Origin of the sequence: Sphingobium boeckii, assembly GCF_014199215.1 — a bacterium.
In the GTDB taxonomy this organism is placed as follows: domain Bacteria; phylum Pseudomonadota; class Alphaproteobacteria; order Sphingomonadales; family Sphingomonadaceae; genus Sphingobium_A; species Sphingobium_A boeckii.
Genome location: NZ_JACIJC010000001.1, coordinates 345646 through 365069 on the forward strand (window position 1 = coordinate 345646; position 19424 = coordinate 365069).

23 protein-coding genes are annotated in these 19424 nt (G+C 62.9%); 11 read left to right on the forward strand and 12 right to left on the reverse strand.

Annotated features, from left to right (window positions below; all coding sequences use genetic code 11):
• Positions 1 to 141: 141 nt before the first annotated feature.
• Positions 142 to 1965, forward strand: a complete 1824-nt coding sequence (locus tag FHS49_RS01795) for a DUF885 domain-containing protein (RefSeq protein ID WP_184014594.1) — start codon at positions 142 to 144, stop codon at positions 1963 to 1965.
• A 224-nt stretch (positions 1966 to 2189) separates the two neighbouring features.
• Positions 2190 to 3035: a helix-turn-helix transcriptional regulator gene (locus FHS49_RS01800; RefSeq protein ID WP_184014595.1), complete on the forward strand. Its 846-nt coding sequence runs from the start codon at positions 2190 to 2192 to the stop codon at positions 3033 to 3035.
• Between the two features lie 42 nt (positions 3036 to 3077).
• Here the strand turns inward: FHS49_RS01800 and FHS49_RS01805 are convergent, their stop codons facing one another.
• The 7 genes from FHS49_RS01805 to FHS49_RS01835 all read right to left on the reverse strand — a co-directional run bounded on the left by FHS49_RS01805 (position 3078) and on the right by FHS49_RS01835 (position 7676).
• Positions 3078 to 3761 (reverse strand): ATP12 family chaperone protein, encoded by a 684-nt coding sequence (locus tag FHS49_RS01805; protein ID WP_184014596.1) that lies wholly within the window; start codon positions 3759 to 3761, stop codon positions 3078 to 3080.
• A complete protein-coding gene (locus FHS49_RS01810) occupies positions 3758 to 3985 on the reverse strand; it encodes a hypothetical protein (protein ID WP_184014597.1) in 228 nt (75 codons plus the stop codon). Before FHS49_RS01810 ends, FHS49_RS01805 begins: the two co-directional genes overlap by 4 nt.
• The gene (locus FHS49_RS01815) at positions 3982 to 4641 is read right to left on the reverse strand and encodes an HAD-IA family hydrolase (protein WP_184014599.1); all 660 of its coding nucleotides are present in this window, start codon (positions 4639 to 4641) and stop codon (positions 3982 to 3984) included. The genes FHS49_RS01810 and FHS49_RS01815 overlap by 4 nt, the downstream gene beginning before the upstream one ends.
• Positions 4638 to 5777 carry an RluA family pseudouridine synthase gene (locus tag FHS49_RS01820; RefSeq protein ID WP_184014601.1) on the reverse strand — a complete coding sequence of 380 codons (1140 nt, stop codon included), beginning with the start codon at positions 5775 to 5777 and terminating at the stop codon, positions 4638 to 4640. The genes FHS49_RS01815 and FHS49_RS01820 overlap by 4 nt, the downstream gene beginning before the upstream one ends.
• Positions 5774 to 6151 carry a fluoride efflux transporter CrcB gene (crcB, locus tag FHS49_RS01825; RefSeq protein ID WP_184014603.1) on the reverse strand — a complete coding sequence of 126 codons (378 nt, stop codon included), beginning with the start codon at positions 6149 to 6151 and terminating at the stop codon, positions 5774 to 5776. Before crcB ends, FHS49_RS01820 begins: the two co-directional genes overlap by 4 nt.
• Positions 6152 to 6198: 47 nt before the next feature.
• Entirely contained in the window at positions 6199 to 6819 is a 621-nt protein-coding gene (locus FHS49_RS01830; RefSeq protein ID WP_184014605.1) for a hypothetical protein, read from the reverse strand.
• A 302-nt stretch (positions 6820 to 7121) separates the two neighbouring features.
• Positions 7122 to 7676: a GNAT family N-acetyltransferase gene (locus FHS49_RS01835; RefSeq protein ID WP_184014607.1), complete on the reverse strand. Its 555-nt coding sequence runs from the start codon at positions 7674 to 7676 to the stop codon at positions 7122 to 7124.
• Positions 7677 to 7781: 105 nt separating this feature from the next.
• On the opposite strand from FHS49_RS01835, the gene FHS49_RS01840 reads away from it, so the two are divergent.
• Complete coding sequence (locus tag FHS49_RS01840; RefSeq protein ID WP_184014609.1) at positions 7782 to 8384, forward strand: SOUL family heme-binding protein; 603 nt, start codon at positions 7782 to 7784, stop codon at positions 8382 to 8384.
• 24 nt (positions 8385 to 8408) lie between these two features.
• Here FHS49_RS01840 and FHS49_RS01845 read toward each other — a convergent pair whose 3' ends face one another.
• Positions 8409 to 8771: a response regulator gene (locus tag FHS49_RS01845; RefSeq protein ID WP_184014611.1), complete on the reverse strand. Its 363-nt coding sequence runs from the start codon at positions 8769 to 8771 to the stop codon at positions 8409 to 8411.
• Between the two features lie 38 nt (positions 8772 to 8809).
• Here FHS49_RS01845 and FHS49_RS01850 point away from each other — a divergent pair, with 38 nt between their 5' ends.
• Genes FHS49_RS01850 through FHS49_RS01865 form a run of 4 tightly spaced genes read left to right on the forward strand, consistent with a single transcriptional unit; the run spans position 8810 to position 11347 of the window.
• On the forward strand, positions 8810 to 9076 hold the full coding sequence (locus FHS49_RS01850) for a DUF3572 family protein (RefSeq protein WP_184014613.1): 267 nt from the start codon (positions 8810 to 8812) through the stop codon (positions 9074 to 9076).
• Positions 9073 to 9690: an HAD family hydrolase gene (locus FHS49_RS01855; RefSeq protein WP_184014615.1), complete on the forward strand. Its 618-nt coding sequence runs from the start codon at positions 9073 to 9075 to the stop codon at positions 9688 to 9690. Before FHS49_RS01850 ends, FHS49_RS01855 begins: the two co-directional genes overlap by 4 nt.
• 31 nt (positions 9691 to 9721) lie before the next feature.
• Positions 9722 to 10189, forward strand: a complete 468-nt coding sequence (locus FHS49_RS01860; RefSeq protein ID WP_184014617.1) for a RidA family protein — start codon at positions 9722 to 9724, stop codon at positions 10187 to 10189.
• Between the two features lie 21 nt (positions 10190 to 10210).
• Positions 10211 to 11347 (forward strand): GNAT family N-acetyltransferase, encoded by a 1137-nt coding sequence (locus FHS49_RS01865; RefSeq protein ID WP_184014619.1) that lies wholly within the window; start codon positions 10211 to 10213, stop codon positions 11345 to 11347.
• Between the two features lie 3 nt (positions 11348 to 11350).
• On the opposite strand, the gene FHS49_RS01870 is transcribed toward FHS49_RS01865, so the two are convergent.
• Both FHS49_RS01870 and panC read right to left on the reverse strand, forming a co-directional pair.
• Complete coding sequence (locus FHS49_RS01870) at positions 11351 to 11647, reverse strand: sel1 repeat family protein (protein WP_184014621.1); 297 nt, start codon at positions 11645 to 11647, stop codon at positions 11351 to 11353.
• An 89-nt stretch (positions 11648 to 11736) separates the two neighbouring features.
• Positions 11737 to 12585, reverse strand: coding sequence for a pantoate--beta-alanine ligase (gene panC / locus FHS49_RS01875; RefSeq protein ID WP_184014623.1), 849 nt, complete (start codon positions 12583 to 12585; stop codon positions 11737 to 11739).
• An 87-nt stretch (positions 12586 to 12672) separates the two neighbouring features.
• On the opposite strand from panC, the gene FHS49_RS01880 reads away from it, so the two are divergent.
• The 3 genes from FHS49_RS01880 to pgmG are packed head-to-tail and all read left to right on the forward strand — an operon-like array spanning position 12673 to position 15139.
• Complete coding sequence (locus FHS49_RS01880) at positions 12673 to 13461, forward strand: division plane positioning ATPase MipZ (protein ID WP_184015918.1); 789 nt, start codon at positions 12673 to 12675, stop codon at positions 13459 to 13461.
• A gap of 1 nt (position 13462) precedes the next feature.
• Positions 13463 to 13738, forward strand: a complete 276-nt coding sequence (locus tag FHS49_RS01885) for a J domain-containing protein (RefSeq protein WP_184014625.1) — start codon at positions 13463 to 13465, stop codon at positions 13736 to 13738.
• A gap of 18 nt (positions 13739 to 13756) precedes the next feature.
• Positions 13757 to 15139, forward strand: coding sequence for a phosphoglucomutase/phosphomannomutase PgmG (gene pgmG / locus FHS49_RS01890; RefSeq protein ID WP_184014627.1), 1383 nt, complete (start codon positions 13757 to 13759; stop codon positions 15137 to 15139).
• A 191-nt stretch (positions 15140 to 15330) separates the two neighbouring features.
• Here pgmG and FHS49_RS01895 read toward each other — a convergent pair whose 3' ends face one another.
• On the reverse strand, positions 15331 to 16332 hold the full coding sequence (locus FHS49_RS01895) for a ligase-associated DNA damage response exonuclease (RefSeq protein ID WP_184014629.1): 1002 nt from the start codon (positions 16330 to 16332) through the stop codon (positions 15331 to 15333).
• Positions 16333 to 16336: 4 nt separating this feature from the next.
• Entirely contained in the window at positions 16337 to 16768 is a 432-nt protein-coding gene (locus tag FHS49_RS01900) for a hypothetical protein (RefSeq protein ID WP_184014646.1), read from the reverse strand.
• A 187-nt stretch (positions 16769 to 16955) separates the two neighbouring features.
• On the opposite strand from FHS49_RS01900, the gene FHS49_RS01905 reads away from it, so the two are divergent.
• Complete coding sequence (locus tag FHS49_RS01905; protein ID WP_184014648.1) at positions 16956 to 19370, forward strand: ligase-associated DNA damage response DEXH box helicase; 2415 nt, start codon at positions 16956 to 16958, stop codon at positions 19368 to 19370.
• Positions 19371 to 19424 lie beyond the last annotated feature (54 nt).

Consider the following 19424-nt stretch of genomic DNA (forward strand, 5'->3'; position numbering starts at 1 on the left):
GCGGCGCGTCGCCCCAGCGTCAAAGTCCTTGGCGCTTTCGATCAACGGCCATGGCGGTTCGATCGGCGTCATGCGCCGCTTTCCCATCGGCGCTTCAATGCGTTAGGCTCCGTCATCGCAATCCAAGGGAGCAAAAACCGCATGCGCCTGTTTCACGCCGTTTCCGCCGTCGCCCTCACATTGGCGTCTCCGTTTCTATTCACCCCCGCCGTGGCACAAACGTCCGCAGCGCAGGAAGCGCAGGATGCCGCTATTCTCGCCTTTTTCGCGGACTATGACGCGGAGCAACTGGCGCATTCACCGACGACCAAGGCGCAGCGCGGGATCCGCGATGGCGATTATGGCAAATGGGGCGATTTTTCGGATGTCGAAGCGGTGCGCGAGCATGACGCCGATCAGGCCGCGTTGAAAGCTATGCGCGCGCGCTTCGCGCCGGCGAAACTCAATGCGGAGAATCAGCTTTCCTTCCGCTTGTTCGAAAAGCTGATCGCCCGGCGCGATGCGGCCTTCGCTTTCCGCAAGAATGAATATGTGTTCGATCAGATGAACGGGCCGCACGCGCAGTTGCCGGCGTTCCTGATCAACATTCACCGGATCGATACGAAGACGGATGCCGAGGCCTATATCAGCCGTCTCAACGGCCTCGGCCTGGTGATGGACCAGTTGATCGCGGCATCGAAGGAACAGGCCGATGCGGGCAAATCCCCGCCCAAATGGGTCTATCCCTATATCCTGTCCGATGCGCAGAACGTCATCTCGGGCTTTCCCTTCACAAAAATCGCCACCGAGGCACCGCTTTATGCGGATTTCAAGGGCAAGGTCGAGAAGCTCTCCATCACACAGGCGGATAAGGATGCGCTGTTGGCATTGGCCGCCGATGCGCTGCTCCAAAAGGTGAAGCCTGCCTATGTCCGCCTGATCGCCGAGATGGAACGGCAGGAGAAGATCGCGGGCACCGACGACGGGATCTGGCGGTTCAAGGATGGCACGGCTTATTATGCCGAGCGCCTGTCGAACTATACCACCACCGCGATGACCCCGGACCAGATCCATCAGGTGGGGCTCGATAATGTCGCGCGCATCCATGGCGAGATGCGCGAGATCATGACGCGGACGGGGTTCCAAGGCGATCTTCCCGCCTTCTTCAAATTCATGCGCGAAGATAAGCGCTTCTACGCGCCCAACACCCCCGAAGGCCGGGCGCTGTATCTGGCGGAGACCGAAAAGGCCAAGCAGTGGGTGACGGCCAAGCTCCCGGAATGGTTCGGGGTGCTGCCCCAGGCACCGATGGTCGTGAAGCCGGTGGAGGCGTTTCGCGAGAAATCGGCGGGCAAGGCCTTTTATCAATCGCCCGCGCCCGATGGCTCAAGGCCCGGCACCTATTATGCCAATCTCTATGACATGAACGATATGCCGCTGTTCGAAGTGGAGGCGCTTTTTTATCACGAGGGCATTCCGGGGCATCACCTTCAGCGTTCGATCCAGACCGAATTGAAGGATGTGCCGGCTTTCCGGCAATTCGGCGGGGTCACCGCCTATTCCGAAGGCTGGGGACTCTATTCGGAGAAGCTCGCCAAGGATATGGGCCTCTATACCGATCCCTATCGCGATTTCGGACGGCTCCAACTGGAACTGCACCGCGCGATTCGGCTGGTGGTCGATTCGGGGCTCCATCACAAGAAATGGACCCGCGAGCAGGCGATCCGCTATGTAGAGGATAATTCCGCGGACGCGCCCGGCGGTATCGTCAAGGCGATCGAACGCTATATCGTCTATCCCGGGCAGGCGACCGCCTACCTTGTCGGGTGGTTGAAGATCAGCGAATTGCGCGACCGGGCTTCTGCCAAAATGGATGATAAATTCGATGTCCGCGCCTTTCATGACGTCATCCTCAAAAGCGGTCCCGTGCCGCTTGATGTGATGGAAGAGCGCGTGGATTCATGGATCGCGACGCACACGCGCTGACTGACACCGGTGTAAATAACCCAATAAAATCCGTAAGATGTCGATTCCATACAATACAGGAACCCGGCCTTTGCGCATAAGCCCCTTGCGACCCGAAGGGCTCTCGATTTTATTGGGGGTTCTTTTACCTTACGGCCCGTCCGGATTTCCGGGCGGGCCGCTTTTCTTTGCGGGCGAAAGAAGCTACGTCCATATTGGGAATATAAAAACAGGTCGCCAACCCTATGGATGTCTCTCTGGACTATGCTGCTCCGGAAGCAGATTTGCGCGAATATCTGTCGGTCTTCTATGACTTCAAGGTCAATGGACCGCATTTCGAGGATATGGAGCGCGCCGATTTCGCGCAGATCCGGTTTATTCTAAAGGGCCGCGGCGATTATCAGTTCGCCGATGGTCACGAGCAGGAAGCCCCCACCATCGCATTGGTCGGCCCGACCACGGGCAACACGCGGCTGCGGATCGAAGGCCCGGCGCACGCCTTTGGCGCGGGGCTATTGCCTGCGGGCTGGGGCGCACTGACCGGGTTCGAGGCATCCACATTGGTCAATCGCGCGATCGATGCGACGCATCTGTTCGGTCATAGCCTTGATGGCGTGCTTGATCGGCTGCGGGCCGCCGAGACGCTGGACGAAAAGGTCGTGATCGGCAGCGCGGTGATCCGCAGCCTGGCGCAGCGCACCCGTGATGTGCCGCTGGCCTTCACCCGGCGTGTGGACGATTGGCTGGCCAGTTCGCTCTCGCCGGATGTGACCGAATTGGTCGATTCGCTCGGCCTTTCGCGCCGGCAGGTGGAACGGCAGTGCAAGCGCCTCTATGGCGCGCCGCCCAAGATGCTCGCGCGCAAATATCGGGCGCTCCGCGCCGCGATCACCCTGGCGCGCGGCGAGGCCGATATGGAGGATCTGATCGGCGAATCCTTTTATGATCAGTCCCACTTCATCCGCGAGATCAAGCAGTTCACGGGCGTCACGCCCAAGAAATTCCACGATGATCTGCCGACATTGGCCAAACTCACGCTGAAGCGCGCCGATCTGGCGGGTCAGGTGGAGCCGATCATCTACCAGACCTGAAGCCTGGTTTTTCACCAAACGGGATTGATGGTCAGGCGTGAATTAACGCAGAAGCTCCAGAAACCGCGTGGCCGCCATGAAATCGCGGCGGCGCAGCGCCTGGGTCTTGGCCTCCAAGGCATCTACCCCCCAATTCTCCGCCTGCCAGCGCTCATCCACGGTCACGGCATCCCACACCGCATCAGCATCGAACGCCTCCTCGCTGATCGCCAGCGCCGCGATCAGCGATCCCGATATCGTCACCAGCGGAAACAGCCCGGCCAGGGCGAAACTGTCCCGCGCCGCGGTGACGGCCGCGAGCCGCGCCACGGTTGCGGCCGGTTGATGCGCGTGCATCACCCCGCTGATCACGGCGAAAGCCACGTCGAAACGCTCAGCCGCCCAGTTCAGCAGCGGATCCCATGCGGCGGACTGGCGCGAGACCAGGGCCTGTGGGCTTTCTGCGCGATAGCAGAGCAGATCGCTTTCGCCATAAGCCGAAAGGCCCGCGGCGAAGGTGGCCGGATCGCCCGCCACCCGGTCGATCGCCGCATTGGCCAGGCCGGTCAGGTGCATGGATCGCGGATCGATATCCTCGCCCTGCGCGTGCCATTCCGCGGCGATCGCATCGGCGAGCGCATCGGTCGGAACCGCGAGCAGCGCCTTGCCCGGCGTGCGCACGGGGCGTCCATCCAGTGCGACGCCGCGATCGGGCGTGGCCGCGGCATCCTTGTAGAAGCGCTTCATGCCGCCGGAGGCGTGCGCCAGCGGCGGGCCATCACGCGCGGCAGGATGACGATATCGATCAGGCCGTTGACCACCAGCACATAGCCCACGATCTTCGGGATGCTCTCAAAGCGCCCATAGACGACCATGATTCCGAACACCACGAAGGCCACGCCCAGCAGGCGGGTGAAGGTGATCGCGAAATAGCGGTTGCGCGCCTGCGCGTCTTTCTGATCGGGGGTCATAGAAAGGACTCCATATGCGGGCCGATGTCGGCGGGGCTGTGCGCCACACGATGCGCGCCGGCCAGCGTGAGTTCCTCATGCGGATGATAGCCCCAGGCCACGCCAAGCGCATTGCTGCCCGCGTTCACGGCCATCAGCATGTCGAAGCTGGTGTCACCGATCATCACGGTGGTTTCGGGGGATGCGCCCGCCTCGGCCATCGCGGTTTCGATCATCGAGGGATGCGGCTTGGAAGGGTGGCGGTCGGCGGTCTGCAGCGTGACGAAACGGTGCGCGATGCCATGGTGCGCCAGGCACAGCGCAAGGCCGCGATCGGACTTGCCCGTCGCCACGCCGAGCATCCAGCCTGCGGCGTCCAGCGCTTCGATCGTCTCCTTGATGCCGTCGAACAGCGGCTCCTCCACCAATCCGCTGCCGCGCATCCGCCGGAATGCGGCTTTGTAATCCGCGGCCAGCGCCTGATGCAGCGCCGGTTCGGCTTCGGGCAGCAAGGCCTGCATCGCCTCGGTCAGGCTCAACCCCACGATGCGGCGCGTTGCGGCATGGTCCGGCGGGGTCAGCCCGGCACGATCAAAGCAATCCTCCATCGCGCGGCAGATATTGATCTGGCTATCCACCAGCGTGCCGTCGCAATCGAACAGCGCCAGCCGGTTCACGCGCGCGTCCGTCCGCGCCGTTCGCCCTTGCGCTCCTTGCGCTTGGATTTGGCGGCGGCGGTTTCGGCCTTGCGCTTGCCTTCGCTGGTTTCGGAGAATTTCACCTCGTCCAGCGGCAGCGCTGCACCCAGTTCCAGATCGAAGCCCATCATGGAGAGGCTGTCCGAAAAATGCTCGGGCAATTCGGCCTGCACGTCGATCTGCCCGCCATCGGGATGATCGATCCGCAGCCGCCGCGCGTGCAGGTGCATCTTGCGGCTGACGCCGCCGGTGAGGAAGGCTTCCTTGCCGCCATATTTGCCATCGCCCACGATCGGATGACCGATTGCAGCCATATGGACGCGCAACTGGTGCGTGCGCCCGGTAAAGGGCTGCAGTTCTACCCAGCAGGCGCGATTGCCCGCCACTTCGATCACACGGTAGCGGGTGCGCGCGGGTGCGCCTTCTTTCTGATCGACGTGCATCTTTTCCCCGCCGGTGCCGGGCTGCTTGGCCAGAGCGAGATCGATCATTCCGTCTTCCACCGGGGGGACGCCCACCACCAAAGCCCAATAGACCTTGCGCGCGGTGCGGCTGGAAAAGCTCTTGGCGAAGCTGGCGGCCGCGCGGGACGAGCGCGCAAGCAGCAGCGCGCCGGATGTGTCCTTGTCCAGCCGATGGACCAGCTTCGGCCGGCTGTCGGCCTCATATTGCAGCGCATCCAGCAGCCCATCGACATGTTCGGTGGTCTTGGTGCCGCCCTGCGTGGCGAGGCCGGGGGGCTTGTTGATCACCAGCGCCGATTTGTCGCGGTGGATCACGAAGCTCTCGGCATAGGCAATCTGCTCGGGGGTGAGCACGGGGCGTTCGCGCACCACCCGCGGCTTTGCCGCGCGCACGCCCGGTTCTTCTTCCTTCACCGGCTCGGGCGGCGGCACGCGCAGCACCTGGCCGGCCTGCAGCCGGTCGCCCGGCGTGGCGCGGCGGCCGTCGATGCGCAATTGTCCCGTGCGGGTCCAGCGCGAGACGATGTTGAAGCTCACCTCGGGCTGATGGCGCTTGAACCAGCGATCGAGACGGATGCCATCATCGTCATAGCCGATGGTGAACTGGCGCACGTCCGACGCGGGCTTGGTGTTATCCTGATCGTCGCTCATGCGAATCCCCGTGCGGCGGCCAGCCCGGCAAAGAGCGTGGCGATGGAGCCGATCACGGAGACCAGCGCGTAAAGTGCGGCGGCGCTGATTGCGCCGCGTTGTATCATGGTAACCGCATCCAGGCTGAAGGCAGAAAAAGTGGTGAAGCCGCCCAGAATGCCGGTGCCGATGAACAGGAAATAGCTTTGCTCGGGCTGGGCGATCCGCGCCAGCAGGCCCACGAGGAATCCCATAAGCAGGCCGCCGATCAAATTGACGGCCAGCGTGCCCCAGGGATAGCCGGGGCCGAAATGCGCCAGCGTGAGGCGGCCGACTCCGAAACGGGCTCCGGAGCCCAGCGCGCCGCCGAGCATGACAAGAAAAAGGTGCTGCATAACCGCGCCTTTAGCGCAGGAATGCCCGCATTGGAATGGAGCGCCGGTCAGCGGCCGTTATTGGCGATCAGATCGACATCCGTGCCGCCCCCCGCCGCGGCGCGGGCGATGACGAGATAAGCGCCATCATCCCGGTCACGCGTGCCACCCAGCATATGCTCTTTGTCTTCCACGATATGCTCCGCGGAAAAGCCGCTGCGGACCGCGCGGGTATAATAGAAGTCCATGATGTCCTGCAGCGGCGCGTCGGTCTTGAAATTCACCACGCGCAAGGCGCATCCGCCGGTCTCGCCGGCAGCCTCGGTCACGCCCCCGCCCGGATAGATCGGCATGTCGCCGGGCAGGCGCTCCGCCCAACTCATCGCATAATCCACCTTGGCGCTGCATTTGCGTTTTGCGTTGGTGCTGGCCTGTTGCGCGGCGAGGCCGCCCAATGTGCGCGATTCTTCGGACGCTTCGGCGGGTTTGACCGGTTTGGGTGCCGGGATCAGCTTGCCGCCTGCCGCCTTCATCACATCCGCGCTGGCCGTGATCGTGCCTTCGCTATCGGCCAGTGCCTGGTCCAGCGCGTTCAAAGCCTGCGCATTCCGGTCTTCACCCTTGCTGCACGCCGCCAAGGACAGCGCCAGGGCTAAAGCCGTGGGGATGAGGAAAGGATGGCGGGCCATGGGTATCGCTCCTGATTTTCGGGCAGTTAATCCGTCCAATGGTTGATAAGTCTTCAGGAAAGTCAGTTAACTTGCAAATTGTCCGTTAACAAATGCCCGAAATCCGCCACCCGCTGAATTTCGCTGTCCTACATCGACCCGATCTGCTTGTCTGTGCGCGGCTTTTTGAAATGGAGAACATGATGGAGGCGGGTCGTGCGCGCATAATTGCCCGATCGGCCATCCTCATCTTTCGACGAATCCAGTGTGAACTTTCGCGGAAATCCGCCGGTCTCGTACCCGGCTACCCAACTCAGTCGGTGTCAAAGTTTCAGGCGCGCGCGCTGCGCACGCCATTCCACGGCGGTCTGGCCCCAAGCATCCACCGGCGCATCCTCATAAGGCGGAGGCAGGCGGGTGGGGCCGCGGTTGACCGAGCCCAGCCGTTTGGCGAGCGCGATCGACGCGATGTTCTCCGGATCGATCGTATGGATCACATCCTCCCAGCCCAGCGTATCCACGGCATAATCCATGCTGGCGATCGCGGCTTCGCGGGCATATCCCTTGCCGGCAAAGGCCCGCGCCACGCCCCAGCCCACCTCGCTGCCGGGCCAGCCTTCGGGCTGCCACGGGCCGACGCGACCGATCCATCGGCCGGATACGCGCTCGATCAGGCTGAACATCGCAAAGCCGGCAATATGCCAGGCACCCGCCATGCCGCAGAAGCTGCGCCAGGCAGACGAACGCGGTTGTGCGCCGCCCAGGAAGCGCATCGTTTCGGGGTCTGCGCTGAAATCGGCCCATGCGTCGAAATCTTCGGGGGCGGGCGGGCGCAGGATCAGCCGTTCGGTCACGATGATCGGGCCATACAGTGCCATGATGCGCTCCCCTTTTCGATGCGGCGGCTCTATCATCGCTTTGATCGGCGGGGAACCCGCACGCCGCAGGATCATTGATCAACCGCAACGTCTGCAAGGAACGCCATGAATCCTAAACAAAAGAAGTGGACTCTCTTCGGCGCTGCGGCGATCGCCCTCGGCACAGTCGCGGGGGCGGGCTTTCTCTATGCGCGCGAACGCCGCTCCGAAAAGCCGGATTATGCCTTGCTCGATAGCGATGGCGATTTCGAATTGCGCGATTATCCGCCGCTGCTGGCGGTGGAAACGCGCGTCGCGGGCAAAAGAGAGGAGGCGCTGTCGGCGGGCTCCGGCGTGCTCGCCGATTATATCTTCGCCAAATCCCGGCCGGGCCAAACGATCGAGATGACCGCACCGGTGCTCTCGGACCGCCCCGACGCGGGTGGCTGGCGCACCCGGTTCCTGATGCCGGCGATCTGGACCCGCGATACTTTACCCGAAGCCCCTAGGGACGTGACGATCGTCGAAATTCCGGCGCGGCGCATCGCGGCCACGCGCTTCACCGGAACCGCGGGCGCGCGCACGCTGGCCGCCGAGGAAGCGGCGCTCCGGCGCTGGATCTCGGACGGCGATCTGATCGTGCAGGGTCCGGCCGAGCACGCTTTCTACAATTCCCCGATCGTGCCCGGCCCGCTCAGACGCAATGAGATCCTGATCCCGGTGGCCTGAATGTGGGGTCGGCGGGCTCCGGCCTCAGAATAAGGCATTCACCGATTCGATGAACTTCAGCACCGAAATCGGTTTGGACACATAGGCCTCGGCACCGGCGCCGCGGATGCGCTCTTCGTCGCCCTTGGCGGCATAGGCCGTCACCGCCATGATCGGGATGTTCTTCAGCGCCGAATCGCGCTTTATCTCTTCGATCAAATCGAGCCCGCTGACATGCGGCATCTGGATATCCATCACGATCAGATCGGGCTGAAATTCCCGCGCTCGCCCCACCGCGTCCCGCCCGTCGCGCACGGGATCGGCCTCGTGATCGTGCGCGCGCAGCAGATCGCAGAAAAGTTTCAGATTGAGTTCGTTGTCCTCGACAACGAGCACCCTTTTTGCCACGCCCGCCCTCACATTGTTAGCAAGGGTTGCTGTAGGGCATGACGCCGCTGGAAACAAATGGGGAAGAAGCGCTGGCACTTTCCGCGCTGGTCTGGACACTGTCCGACGCCGGCCGCGCCGATCGGTTGCTGAGCCTGACCGGGCTGACGCCGGACGATCTGCGCGCAGGGACGCGGGATCGGGGGATGCTGGCCGCCGTGCTCGCCTTTCTGGAGGCACATGAGCCCGATCTGATCCTGTGCGCGCGCATTCTCGAAGTTACCCCGCTCGATCTGGTCGAAGCGCGCCGCAGGCTGGAGGCATGAGCCGCCCGCTGCTGATCACGGATTGCGATGAAGTGCTGCTGCACATGGTCAGCCATTTCGGGAACTGGCTGGGCGAGGCACATGCCATCGATTTCACCCCCGATGGCGGCGATTTTTCGCGCGCGATGAAGCGCCGCGCCGATGGCAGCATCCTCTCACGCACCGAAATGTGGCCGCTGCTCGGCGGCTTTTTCGATACCGAGATGCACCGGCAGACGCTCGTCCCCCATGCGAAGGACGCGCTGGACGAGATCGCGGACTATGCCGATGTCGTGATCCTTACCAATCTGGAAGATCACCGACAGGCGCACCGCATGGCCCAACTCCGCGCATTCGGCATCGATTTCCGGGTTGTGACCAATCAGGGCGGCAAGGGGACGCCGGTCAAGGCGTTGCTCGCCGAATATGCGCCGAGCGCCGCCGTGTTCGTCGATGATCTGGCGGTGCACCACCAGTCCGTTTCCGAAGAAGCGCCCGCTGTCTGGCGGCTGCATATGATCTCCGAGCCCAGCCTGGCCCCCTCCATACCGCCCGCGCCCGCCGCGCATGTGCGGATCGATGATTGGGTGGCGGCCAAGGCCTGGATTTCCGGCAAGCTGTTGCCAGCCTCTTGACCGACTCACCCAAACAACGGACTCCCCCAACATGACCAACGCCATTGCCGAAAAGCTCGCCCATCTCGGGCTGAAACTTCCCAAGCCCGCCGCCCCCGTGGCGGCCTATGTGCCGGCGGTCGAAATCGGCGGACTGCTCCATATTTCGGGACAACTTCCGTTCCGCGGTAGCGATCTGATGACCGGGCGACTGGGCGAGGATGTCGATGTGGAGTTCGGCTATGAAGCGGCGCGCAATTGCGGCCTGATGCTGGTGGCGCAGATGGAACGTGCGCTGGGTTCGCTGGACCGGGTGGAGCGGATCGTGAAGCTGGGGGTGTTCGTGAACAGCGATCCACGCTTCACCGATCAGCCAAAAGTGGCGAATGGCGCTTCCGAACTGATGGAAGCCCTGTTCGGCGAAAAGGGCAAGCACGCTCGCAGCGCCGTGGGCGTGCCCGCGCTGCCGCTGGGTGCCGCTGTGGAAATCGATGCGATCGTCGCAATCAAGCCAGCCTGAACCGGCGATCCGGTTTGCCTGATGAGTGACCGCGACATTCTGGCGCGGATCGGCAGCGGGGTCGCATCGTTCGACGCCGCTGAGTGGGACGCCTGTGCCGGGGCTGGCAATCCCTTCGTCAGCCATGCCTTTCTCTCGGCACTTGAGGAATCGGGCAGCGCGACCAGCGAAACCGGATGGCAATCGCTGCCGATCGTGGTGGACAGCGCGGATGGGCGGATGGTAGGCGTCATGCCCGCTTATGCAAAGAGCCATAGCCAAGGCGAATATGTGTTCGATCATGGCTGGGCCGATGCTTATGAGCGGGCAGGCGGGCGCTATTATCCCAAGCTTCAGATCGCCGTGCCCTTTTCCCCTGTGCCGGGGCCGCGCCTGCTGATGCGAGATCCCGTGGCACCGGCCCTGATCGCGGCGGCCGAGGCCGTGGTGAATCAGAATGGCCTCAGTTCAGCCCATGCGACGTTCATCCAGGAAAGCGAAATCCCGGAGTTCGAGGCGGCGGACTGGCTGATCCGCACGGGCACGCAATTTCATTGGGTGAACAAGGGCTATCAGGATTTCGATGATTTTCTGGGCGCGCTGGCGTCGCGCAAGCGCAAGGCGATCCGCAAGGAGCGCGCCGCCGCTGTGGAGGGGCTGGAGATCGTCCATCTGCAGGGCGGAGACATCACCGAGGCGCATTGGGATGCCTTTTGGCATTTCTATCAGGATACCGGCGCGCGGAAATGGGGACGACCCTATCTGACGCGCCAGTTCTTTTCGCTTTTGGGCAAGCGGATGGCGGGCAGCATTCTGCTGATCTTTGCCTATCGCGATGGCCGGCCGATTGCGGGCGCGCTCAACATGATCGGGGCGGACACGCTTTACGGACGCTATTGGGGATGCAGCGAGGAAGTGCCCTGCCTGCATTTCGAATTATGCTATTATCAGGCGATCGACGCGGCGATGGCCCGCGGACTCACCCGCGTGGAAGCCGGGGCGCAGGGCGAACACAAGCTCGCCCGCGGTTATGAACCGGTGCCGACATGGTCGGCCCATTATATCGCGGATCCCGGCTTCCGGGCTGCGATCGCGGATTTCCTGCGCCGGGAGCGTCAGGCCGTGGAGCGCGATATCGATGCGCTGACCGAAATGGGGCCGTTCAAGCGCATTCCTTAGGGATCAGGCGGCGTGGCGTCCGGTTTCGTTCAGCCAGCTTCGCGCCTGGCGCTGTGCTTCGGCAATCTCGCGGGCGCTCATTTCGCCGGAGATGTCAGCGCGGCATTCCTGTGCGCGATCACTGCCGCCCAGCGCCGCCAGATTGAACCATTTATGCGCCTGCACCAGATCGACCTCCGCACCCCCCGTGCCGGCCGAAAAAGCGATGCCCAGTTCAAACAGGGCGTCGGGATCGCCGCGGCCTGCATCGGCCAGGCGGCTCTCGATAAAGAAATCCTTCGTGCGTTGACTGTAGCCCATGTCTCCGAACCCCTGTGAATGACGTTTTCGTCATCGGGCACCATCGGGGAGAGGGGATAAAGAAATGGTTAACGCACGTTCACCATGATTTATTGTGATGGTTCAATGGGTAAATTGTCGATCAGCCGCGTCCGCCCCATCCGCGCCGCTGCCAGCAGCCGGGCCGGGCGAGCCAGCGTCTTCATCGGCGCCAGCGTTTCCGCATCATTGAGCGAGATATAGTCGATCGGTCCGAAGCCCGCTTTCTCCAGCGAAGCAACCGCCTTTGCCAAGGCTTCGGCCACATCGCCGCCGCCCGCAATCGCCCGCGCAGCATCGCCCAGTGCACGGGGCAACGCGCGCGCCGCCTCGCGCTCTTCGGGCGACAGATAGGCATTGCGGGATGACAAAGCCAAGCCGTCCTCTTCGCGCTGCGTGGGTACGCCAAGCACCTCAAGACCCATATCGAGGTCAATCGCCATGCGCCGGATCACCGCGAGCTGCTGATAATCCTTCTCGCCAAACAGAGCGACATCGGGACGCACCTGATTGAACAGCTTTGAAACCACCGTGGCGACACCATCGAAATGGCCCGGTCGTGCTGCGCCATCCAGTCCGTCGGTCACGCCCGAAACCGATACATTGGTCGCGAAACCCGCCGGGTACATGGCCGCGACATCGGGCAGCCAGAGCAAGGCGCAGCCGGCCTCCTCGAGCATCGCCGCATCTGCCTTTTCCTTGCGCGGATAGGCATCCAGATCTTCATTCGGTGCGAATTGCCTGGGATTGACGAAGATCGACGCGACCACGCGGTCGGCCCGGCGCTTCGCTTCCTCGATCAGGGCCATATGCCCGGCGTGAAGCGCGCCCATGGTCGGGACAAGTGCGATGCTCAGCCCATCGTCCCGAAACGAGCCGATGGCCGCGCGCAGGCTTTGAAGATCACTCACAGTTTGCACGCCGGGTTTGCCTCCGATATGGCCGCAGACGCGCTCCTTGCCGGGCGCAATCTCTGGAATCAAGTGGCTTGGGGGCCATGGAGCGACATGGCGGGAAACGGCGTGCATCTAATCGTATTCGCCAATGAAAAGGGCGGGAGCGGAAAATCGACGACCGCTGTGCATACGGCGATCGCGCTGGCGAAAGCCGGGCGCACCGTTGCGGCGCTCGATCTGGATACGCGCCAGCGCACGATGAGCCGCTATCTGGAGAATCGCGAAGCCACGGCGCGCAAGCGCGGCATCGAACTGACGCAGCCGCGTTACGTCACACTGGAGCGGCTCACGGAACCCGGTTTCGATCAGGAAGTGGCGCAACTCGCGCGCGGCGCGGAGTTCGTCGTGATCGACACGCCAGGGCGCGATGATCCGCTGGCGCGCCACGCCGCCTCGCGTGCGGACACGATCGTGACGCCGATCAACGACAGTTTCATCGATCTCGATCTGATCGGGCAGGTCGATTCGGAAACCTTCAAGGTGAAGAAGCCGAGCTTTTATTCGGAGATCATCTGGGATGCGCGCAAGGCACGGGCCAAGGCGGATGGCGGGACGGTGGATTGGGTGGTGCTGCGCAATCGGCTCCAGCATGTCGAGGCGCGCAATATGCGCCGCGTAGGCCTGGCGCTGGCCGAACTGTCCAAGCGCGTCGGTTTCCGCGTGATCCCGGGTCTCAGCGAGCGCGTCATCTATCGCGAGCTTTTTCCTAAGGGCATCACTTTGCTCGATCTGGAAGAATTGGGCGAACTCGGCATCAGCCATATCGCCGCGCGGCAGGAATTGCGCGAGATGGTCTCTGCGCTGGCGCTGCCCGAAGCGCAGCCGATGCTGGCGCTCTGAGATGTCCAAACTGATCCTCATTATCGGCCTCGCGGTCATCGGCTGGCTCTGGTGGAAGGGCCGGCAGTCGCGCACGCCGATGACGGCGCAGGAAGCGCGGATGCTGCTCGGCATAGAGCCGGGTGCCGACGCCGAAGCGATTCGCGCGGCGCATCGCCGGATCATCGCGCGGGTTCATCCCGATGCGGGCGGTAGCGAAGAGCTGGCGCGAAAAATCAATGCCGCGCGTGACCTGTTGCTCAAATCAGGCGTTCAGGCATCATCACGTAACGATTAACCGACGGAGACTCCCCAGATGAGCCATGTTTTCGATCCGACCAGCCTTCGCGAATATGATATCCGCGGCATTGTCGGGAAGACGCTCGGCCCCAAGGACGCCTATGCGATCGGCCGCGGCTTCGCGACGATGCTGCGTGAGGTTGGCGGCACGCGCGCAGCGGTCGGCTATGACGGCCGGGAATCTTCGCCCACGCTCGAAGAATCGCTGATCAAGGGGCTGAACGAGGGCGGCGTGGACGTGGTCCGTGTCGGGCTCGGCCCCACGCCGATGCTCTATTATGCCGAAGCCATTCTCGAGGTGGATGGCGGCATCATGATCACGGGCAGCCATAATCCGGCCGATTATAACGGCTTCAAGATGGTGATCCAGCATGGCCCCTTTTATGGGGAGCAAATTCTGAAAATCGGTGAACTCGCGGCCGATGGGGCATGGTCCGAAGGCACGGGCACGGTTTCCAATTTCGATATCCTCGATGATTATGTCGGCCGCCTGCTCGCGGGCTATGCCGGCGGCGCGTACAAGGTGGGTTGGGATGCGGGCAATGGCGCTGCCGGCCCTGCGCTCGAAAAGCTCGTGAAGCTGCTGCCCGGCGAACATCATCTGCTTTTCACCGATGTCGATGCTAATTTCCCGAATCATCATCCCGATCCCACCGAGGAAAAGAATCTCGCGCATCTGAAGGCGCTCGTGGCCGAAAAGGGCTTGGATTTCGGCATTGCCTTCGATGGCGATGGCGATCGTATCGGCGCGATCGACGGCAAGGGCCGCGTGATCTGGGGCGATCAGCTTCTCGGCATCCTCGCCGAACCCGTGTTGAAGGCCGTTCCCGGCGGCACGATCATCGCCGACGTGAAGACCAGTCAGGCACTCTATGACCGCGTGGCCGAACTCGGCGGGAAACCGCTGATGTGGAAGACAGGTCACAGCCTGATCAAGGCGAAGATGAAGGAAGTCGATTCGCCCTTGGGCGGCGAAATGAGCGGCCATATCTTCTTCGCATGGGATTATTACGGCTTTGACGATGCGCTTTATGCTGCCGTCCGCCTGATGAGTGCCGTGCGCCAGTCGGGCAAGTCGCTCACCCAGATCAAGGACGACATGCCGGCGATGGTCAACACGCCTGAAATGCGCTTCCAGGTGGATGAAAGCCGCAAATTCGCGGTGGTGGACGAAGTGCTGGATCGGCTGGAAGCCGACGGGGCGGACGTCAACCGCACAGACGGCGCGCGCGTCAACACAGCCGACGGCTGGTGGCTGTTGCGCGCTTCCAATACGCAGGATGTTTTGGTCGCTCGCGCCGAAGCCAAGGATGAGGCGGGGCTAGAGCGGCTGATGGGAATGATCGACGGTCAGCTCGCCGCTTCGGGGATCGAACGCGGCGAACAGGCGGGTCACTGATCACTGCAATTGCGGTTGCAATATTTGCATGTCTCGCGGTGTCTTTCGCACTTGCACAAATAAGTGCTGCGGTGCACAAAGAGGGTGCCTTTCAGGCATCCTCTCCTAAAACTTTCAAGGCCGGTCCTCAGGGACCGGCCCTTTTTTTGTCTGAAGCAGATCGCGACTCACCGGTGCGGGATGGTCAATCCTCAATCGTCCTCGTCGTCATAGCCTACCAGATCGAGCGCACGGGCCTTGATCTGCCGGGTCATGCACCAATGGACGAGCGCATCCTCCCGGCCATGGGTCACCCAAACTTCCCTGGGGGCGATTTCGATCAGCGTATCGGTCAATTCCTCCCAATCGGCGTGATCCGAGAGGATCAACGGCAGTTCCACATTGCGCTGAACCGCGCGCTGGCGCACCCGCATCCAGCCTGAAGCCATCGCCGTGATCGGATCGGGCAGGCGGCGCGACCAGCGATCGTTGAGCGCGGAGGGTGGCGCGACGATGATATGCCCGCGCATTTCGTCCTTGCTGGCATCCGTCGCCGCGCGCAATTCGCCCAGATCGACGCCGTGGGCCACATAGAGATCGCACAGTTTCTGGAGCGCGCCGTGAATGTAGATCGGCGCGGCATGGCCCAGCGCGCGTAGCTCGGCGATCACCCGCTGCGCCTTGCCCAGCGCATAGGCACCCACCAGCACGCAACGCTCCGGATTGGCGTAAAGCGCGGCCAGCAATTTGTCCATTTCGTCATGGGTTTCGGGATGGCGGAAAACCGGCAGGCCGAAGGTCGCCTCGGTGATGAAGACATCGCATGGCACGGGCACGAACCGCGCGCAGGTGGGATCGGGGCGGCGCTTGTAATCGCCCGACACCACCACACGCTCGCCCTTATGCTCGAGCAGGATCTGCGCAGACCCCAGCACATGACCGGCGGGTATGAAGCTCACCGTCACGTCGCCCATCGTCAGCGTTGCGCCATAAGCCACGCCATGTCCGCCCGGCTGCGGGCCATAGCGCGCCTCCATGATCGCCAGCGTTTCGGGTGTCGCCCAGACTTGGTCATGCCCGCCGCGCGCGTGATCGGCATGGCCATGAGTCACCAGCGCACGCGGCACCGGGCGGGAAGGATCGACCCAGGCATCGGCGGCCGGAATATAGATGCCGTGCGGATGCGGCTCGATCCAGGCGCCCAGTGCGGCCATGGGATCAGGGCGTGGGTTCAACCGTCGTTGATCGACCCGCTGCCAGCCATCCGCCGATGACGGCGGAGACCATCACCGCGACATAGCCGGTGATCAACGGCTGGGCATCGGTCTGCTCCGCCCCGCGGAACAGCACAGCCGGCACGAGATCGATCAGGATATAGATGCCAGCGACCAGCGCGCCTCTTTTTGCACCGTCGATCTTCGTCGACGCGCTTCGGCCGATCAGCCAGCCCGCGCCGAGAAAGATCGGCACGCTGACGATCAAACCAAGTTTTGCGCCATTGTCTGTCGCATAAGCCCCATAAAAGGCGAGTTGATGCCCCGGATCGATCGCAGCGGCGTAAATGGCCAGCCATATGACCAAGGCGATGATGGTCAGGATGGTCGCGGCGATGGCGATCAGGATGGCATTTCTGATGATGCGTGCGTTCATGCGGCACCTTCTACCGGCAGCGATACGGGCCGGGCAAGCGGGATCATTGGGATAATTGCGAGGCAGACTATATAGATACGATGGTCTTCACATTTCCGTCATTCCTGCGAACGCTGGAGTCTCTTTCCGCAGACCCGGTCAAAAGAAGCCGGATTGCCGCGCTCGCGGGCATGACGGCGGGTGTGAAATGACGGAGCAAAGCCTTCCGACCCCGCTGACAGACTGGTTCGCCGCCAAGGGCTGGGCGCCGCGGCGTCATCAGATGGAGATGCTGGCGGCCGGTCGCGCTGGACAACACGCCTTGCTGGTCGCGCCGACCGGGGCGGGCAAGACACTCGCTGGTTTCCTCCCGACGCTGGCCGAATTGATCGAGAGGCCGACACCCGGTCTCCACACGCTCTATGTGTCTCCGTTGAAAGCGTTGGCTGTGGATGTGCAGCGCAATCTGCTGACGCCGATTGCCGAGATGGGCGTCGATATCCGTGTCGAGACCCGCACCGGCGATACGCCATCCGATCGCAAGGCGCGGCAGCGGATCAAGCCGCCCCAGATTTTGCTGACCACGCCCGAATCGCTCAGCCTGTTGCTCTCTTATCCGGACAGTTTCCTGATGTTCTCAGGCCTGAAGACGATCGTCGTGGATGAGGTCCATGCCTTCGCCACGGGCAAGCGTGGTGATCTGCTGTCGCTGTGCATGGCGCGGTTGCAGAAGATCGCGCCCGGGATGCGCCGGGTGGCGTTATCAGCCACCGTTGCCGATCCGGACGATTATCGCGCCTGGTTGGCACCCGATGGCGATATCGATGCCGTGACGCTGGTGCAGGGTGAACCGGGTGCCGAACCCAATGTCGCGATCCTGTTGCCCGAAGGCCGCGTGCCCTGGTCAGGTCATTCAGGGCGCTATGCCGCCGAGCAGGTGATGGCGGAGATCGAAACGCATCGCACCACGCTCGTCTTCTGCAACACGCGCAGCCTGGCCGAACTCATCTTTCAGGATCTGTGGAAGGCCAATATGATGAGCCTGCCCATCGGCATTCATCATGGCTCGCTCAGCCGCGAGGCCCGGCGCAAGGTCGAATCGGCGATGGCGGATGGAAAGCTGCGCGCCCTGGTCGCCACTGCCAGCCTCGATCTGGGGGTGGATTGGGGAGATGTGGATTGCGTGATCCAGATGGGCGCGCCCAAGGGATCGTCGCGTCTGCTCCAGCGAATCGGCCGCGCCAATCACCGGCTCGACGAATCGTCCGAAGCTATCGTCGTGCCGGGCAATCGCTTCGAATATCTCGAAGCCCGCGCCGCGCTGGATGCAGTGGAGGCGGGTGAACTCGATACCGATGTTTTCCGGATGGGCGCGCTCGATGTGCTGGCCCAGCATGTCATGGGCTGCGCCTGCGCCGCCCCGTTCGAACAGTCTGTAATGCTGGACGAAGTGCGCTCGGCCTTGTCCTATTCCGCGCTTGATGCCGAGACATTCGATCGCGTGCTCGGCTTCATCCGCGACGGCGGCTATTCGCTGCGGGCCTATGATCGGTTCAAGCGACTGACGCAGGATGCTGATGGCACGTGGCGCGTAAGCCACCCCCGCTTCGTGACCCAGCACCGGCTGAACGCCGGGATCATCGTGGAAGCGACGATGCTCAACGTGCGCTTCAAAAATGGACGTAAGCTCGGCAAGGTGGAGGAGGGCTTCGCCTCCTCCCTGAGCCACGGCGACACCTTTTTCTTCGCTGGGCTCAGCCTTGAGGTGGAAAAGATCGATACCGAGGATCTGATCGTCCGTGCCACCAGCCGCCCGGCGCGGGTTCCCACCTATGGCGGCGCACGAATGCCGCTGTCCACCAATCTGGCGGACCGGGTGCGCGGCTTCCTCGCCCATCCCGCAGAATGGCAGCGCTTTCCCGATGACGTGCGCGAATGGCTCGAGGTGCAGACTTATCGCTCGATCCTCCCTGCACCCGGCCAGCTTCTGGTGGAGACCTTTCCGCGGGAAGGGCGGCATTATATGGTGGCCTACAGCTTCGAGGGCTGGAACGCGCACCAGTCGCTCGGCATGTTGCTGACCCGGCGGATGGAGACGCTGGGCCTGAAACCGCTTGGCTTCGTGGCGAACGATTATGCCATCGCCACCTATTCGCTCGATCCCGTCACTGATCCCGCACCGCTTTTCTCACCCGATATATTGGAGCATGAATTCGTAGACTGGGTCCAGCAATCGCATCTGCTCAAGCGCGCGTTTCGCGAGGTGGCGGTGATCGGCGGTCTCGTCGAGCGCCAGCATCCCGGCAAGAAGAAGACGGGCAAGCAGGTCACCTTCTCCACCGACCTGATCTATGACGTGTTGCGCAAATATGAGCCGGGTCATCTGCTCCTCGAAGCCGCCTGGGCCGACGCCCGCGCACGGATGACCGATGTCGGGCGTCTGGCTTCGCTGATCGAGCGCGCGGTGGATACGATGGTGCATGTGCCGCTGGAGCGCGTATCTCCGCTTGCCGTGCCCGTGCTGACTCTGATCGGCCGCGAACGCGTGGCGACGGGGACGGCGGACGATGCCTTGCTGGCCGAGGCGGAGACGTTGGCGGCGGAGGCGATGCGCATGGATTGAGAGGGCGTTGCGCGCCGCCTGATTCTGTCGTTTAACCTGTAACCCTAAAAAATC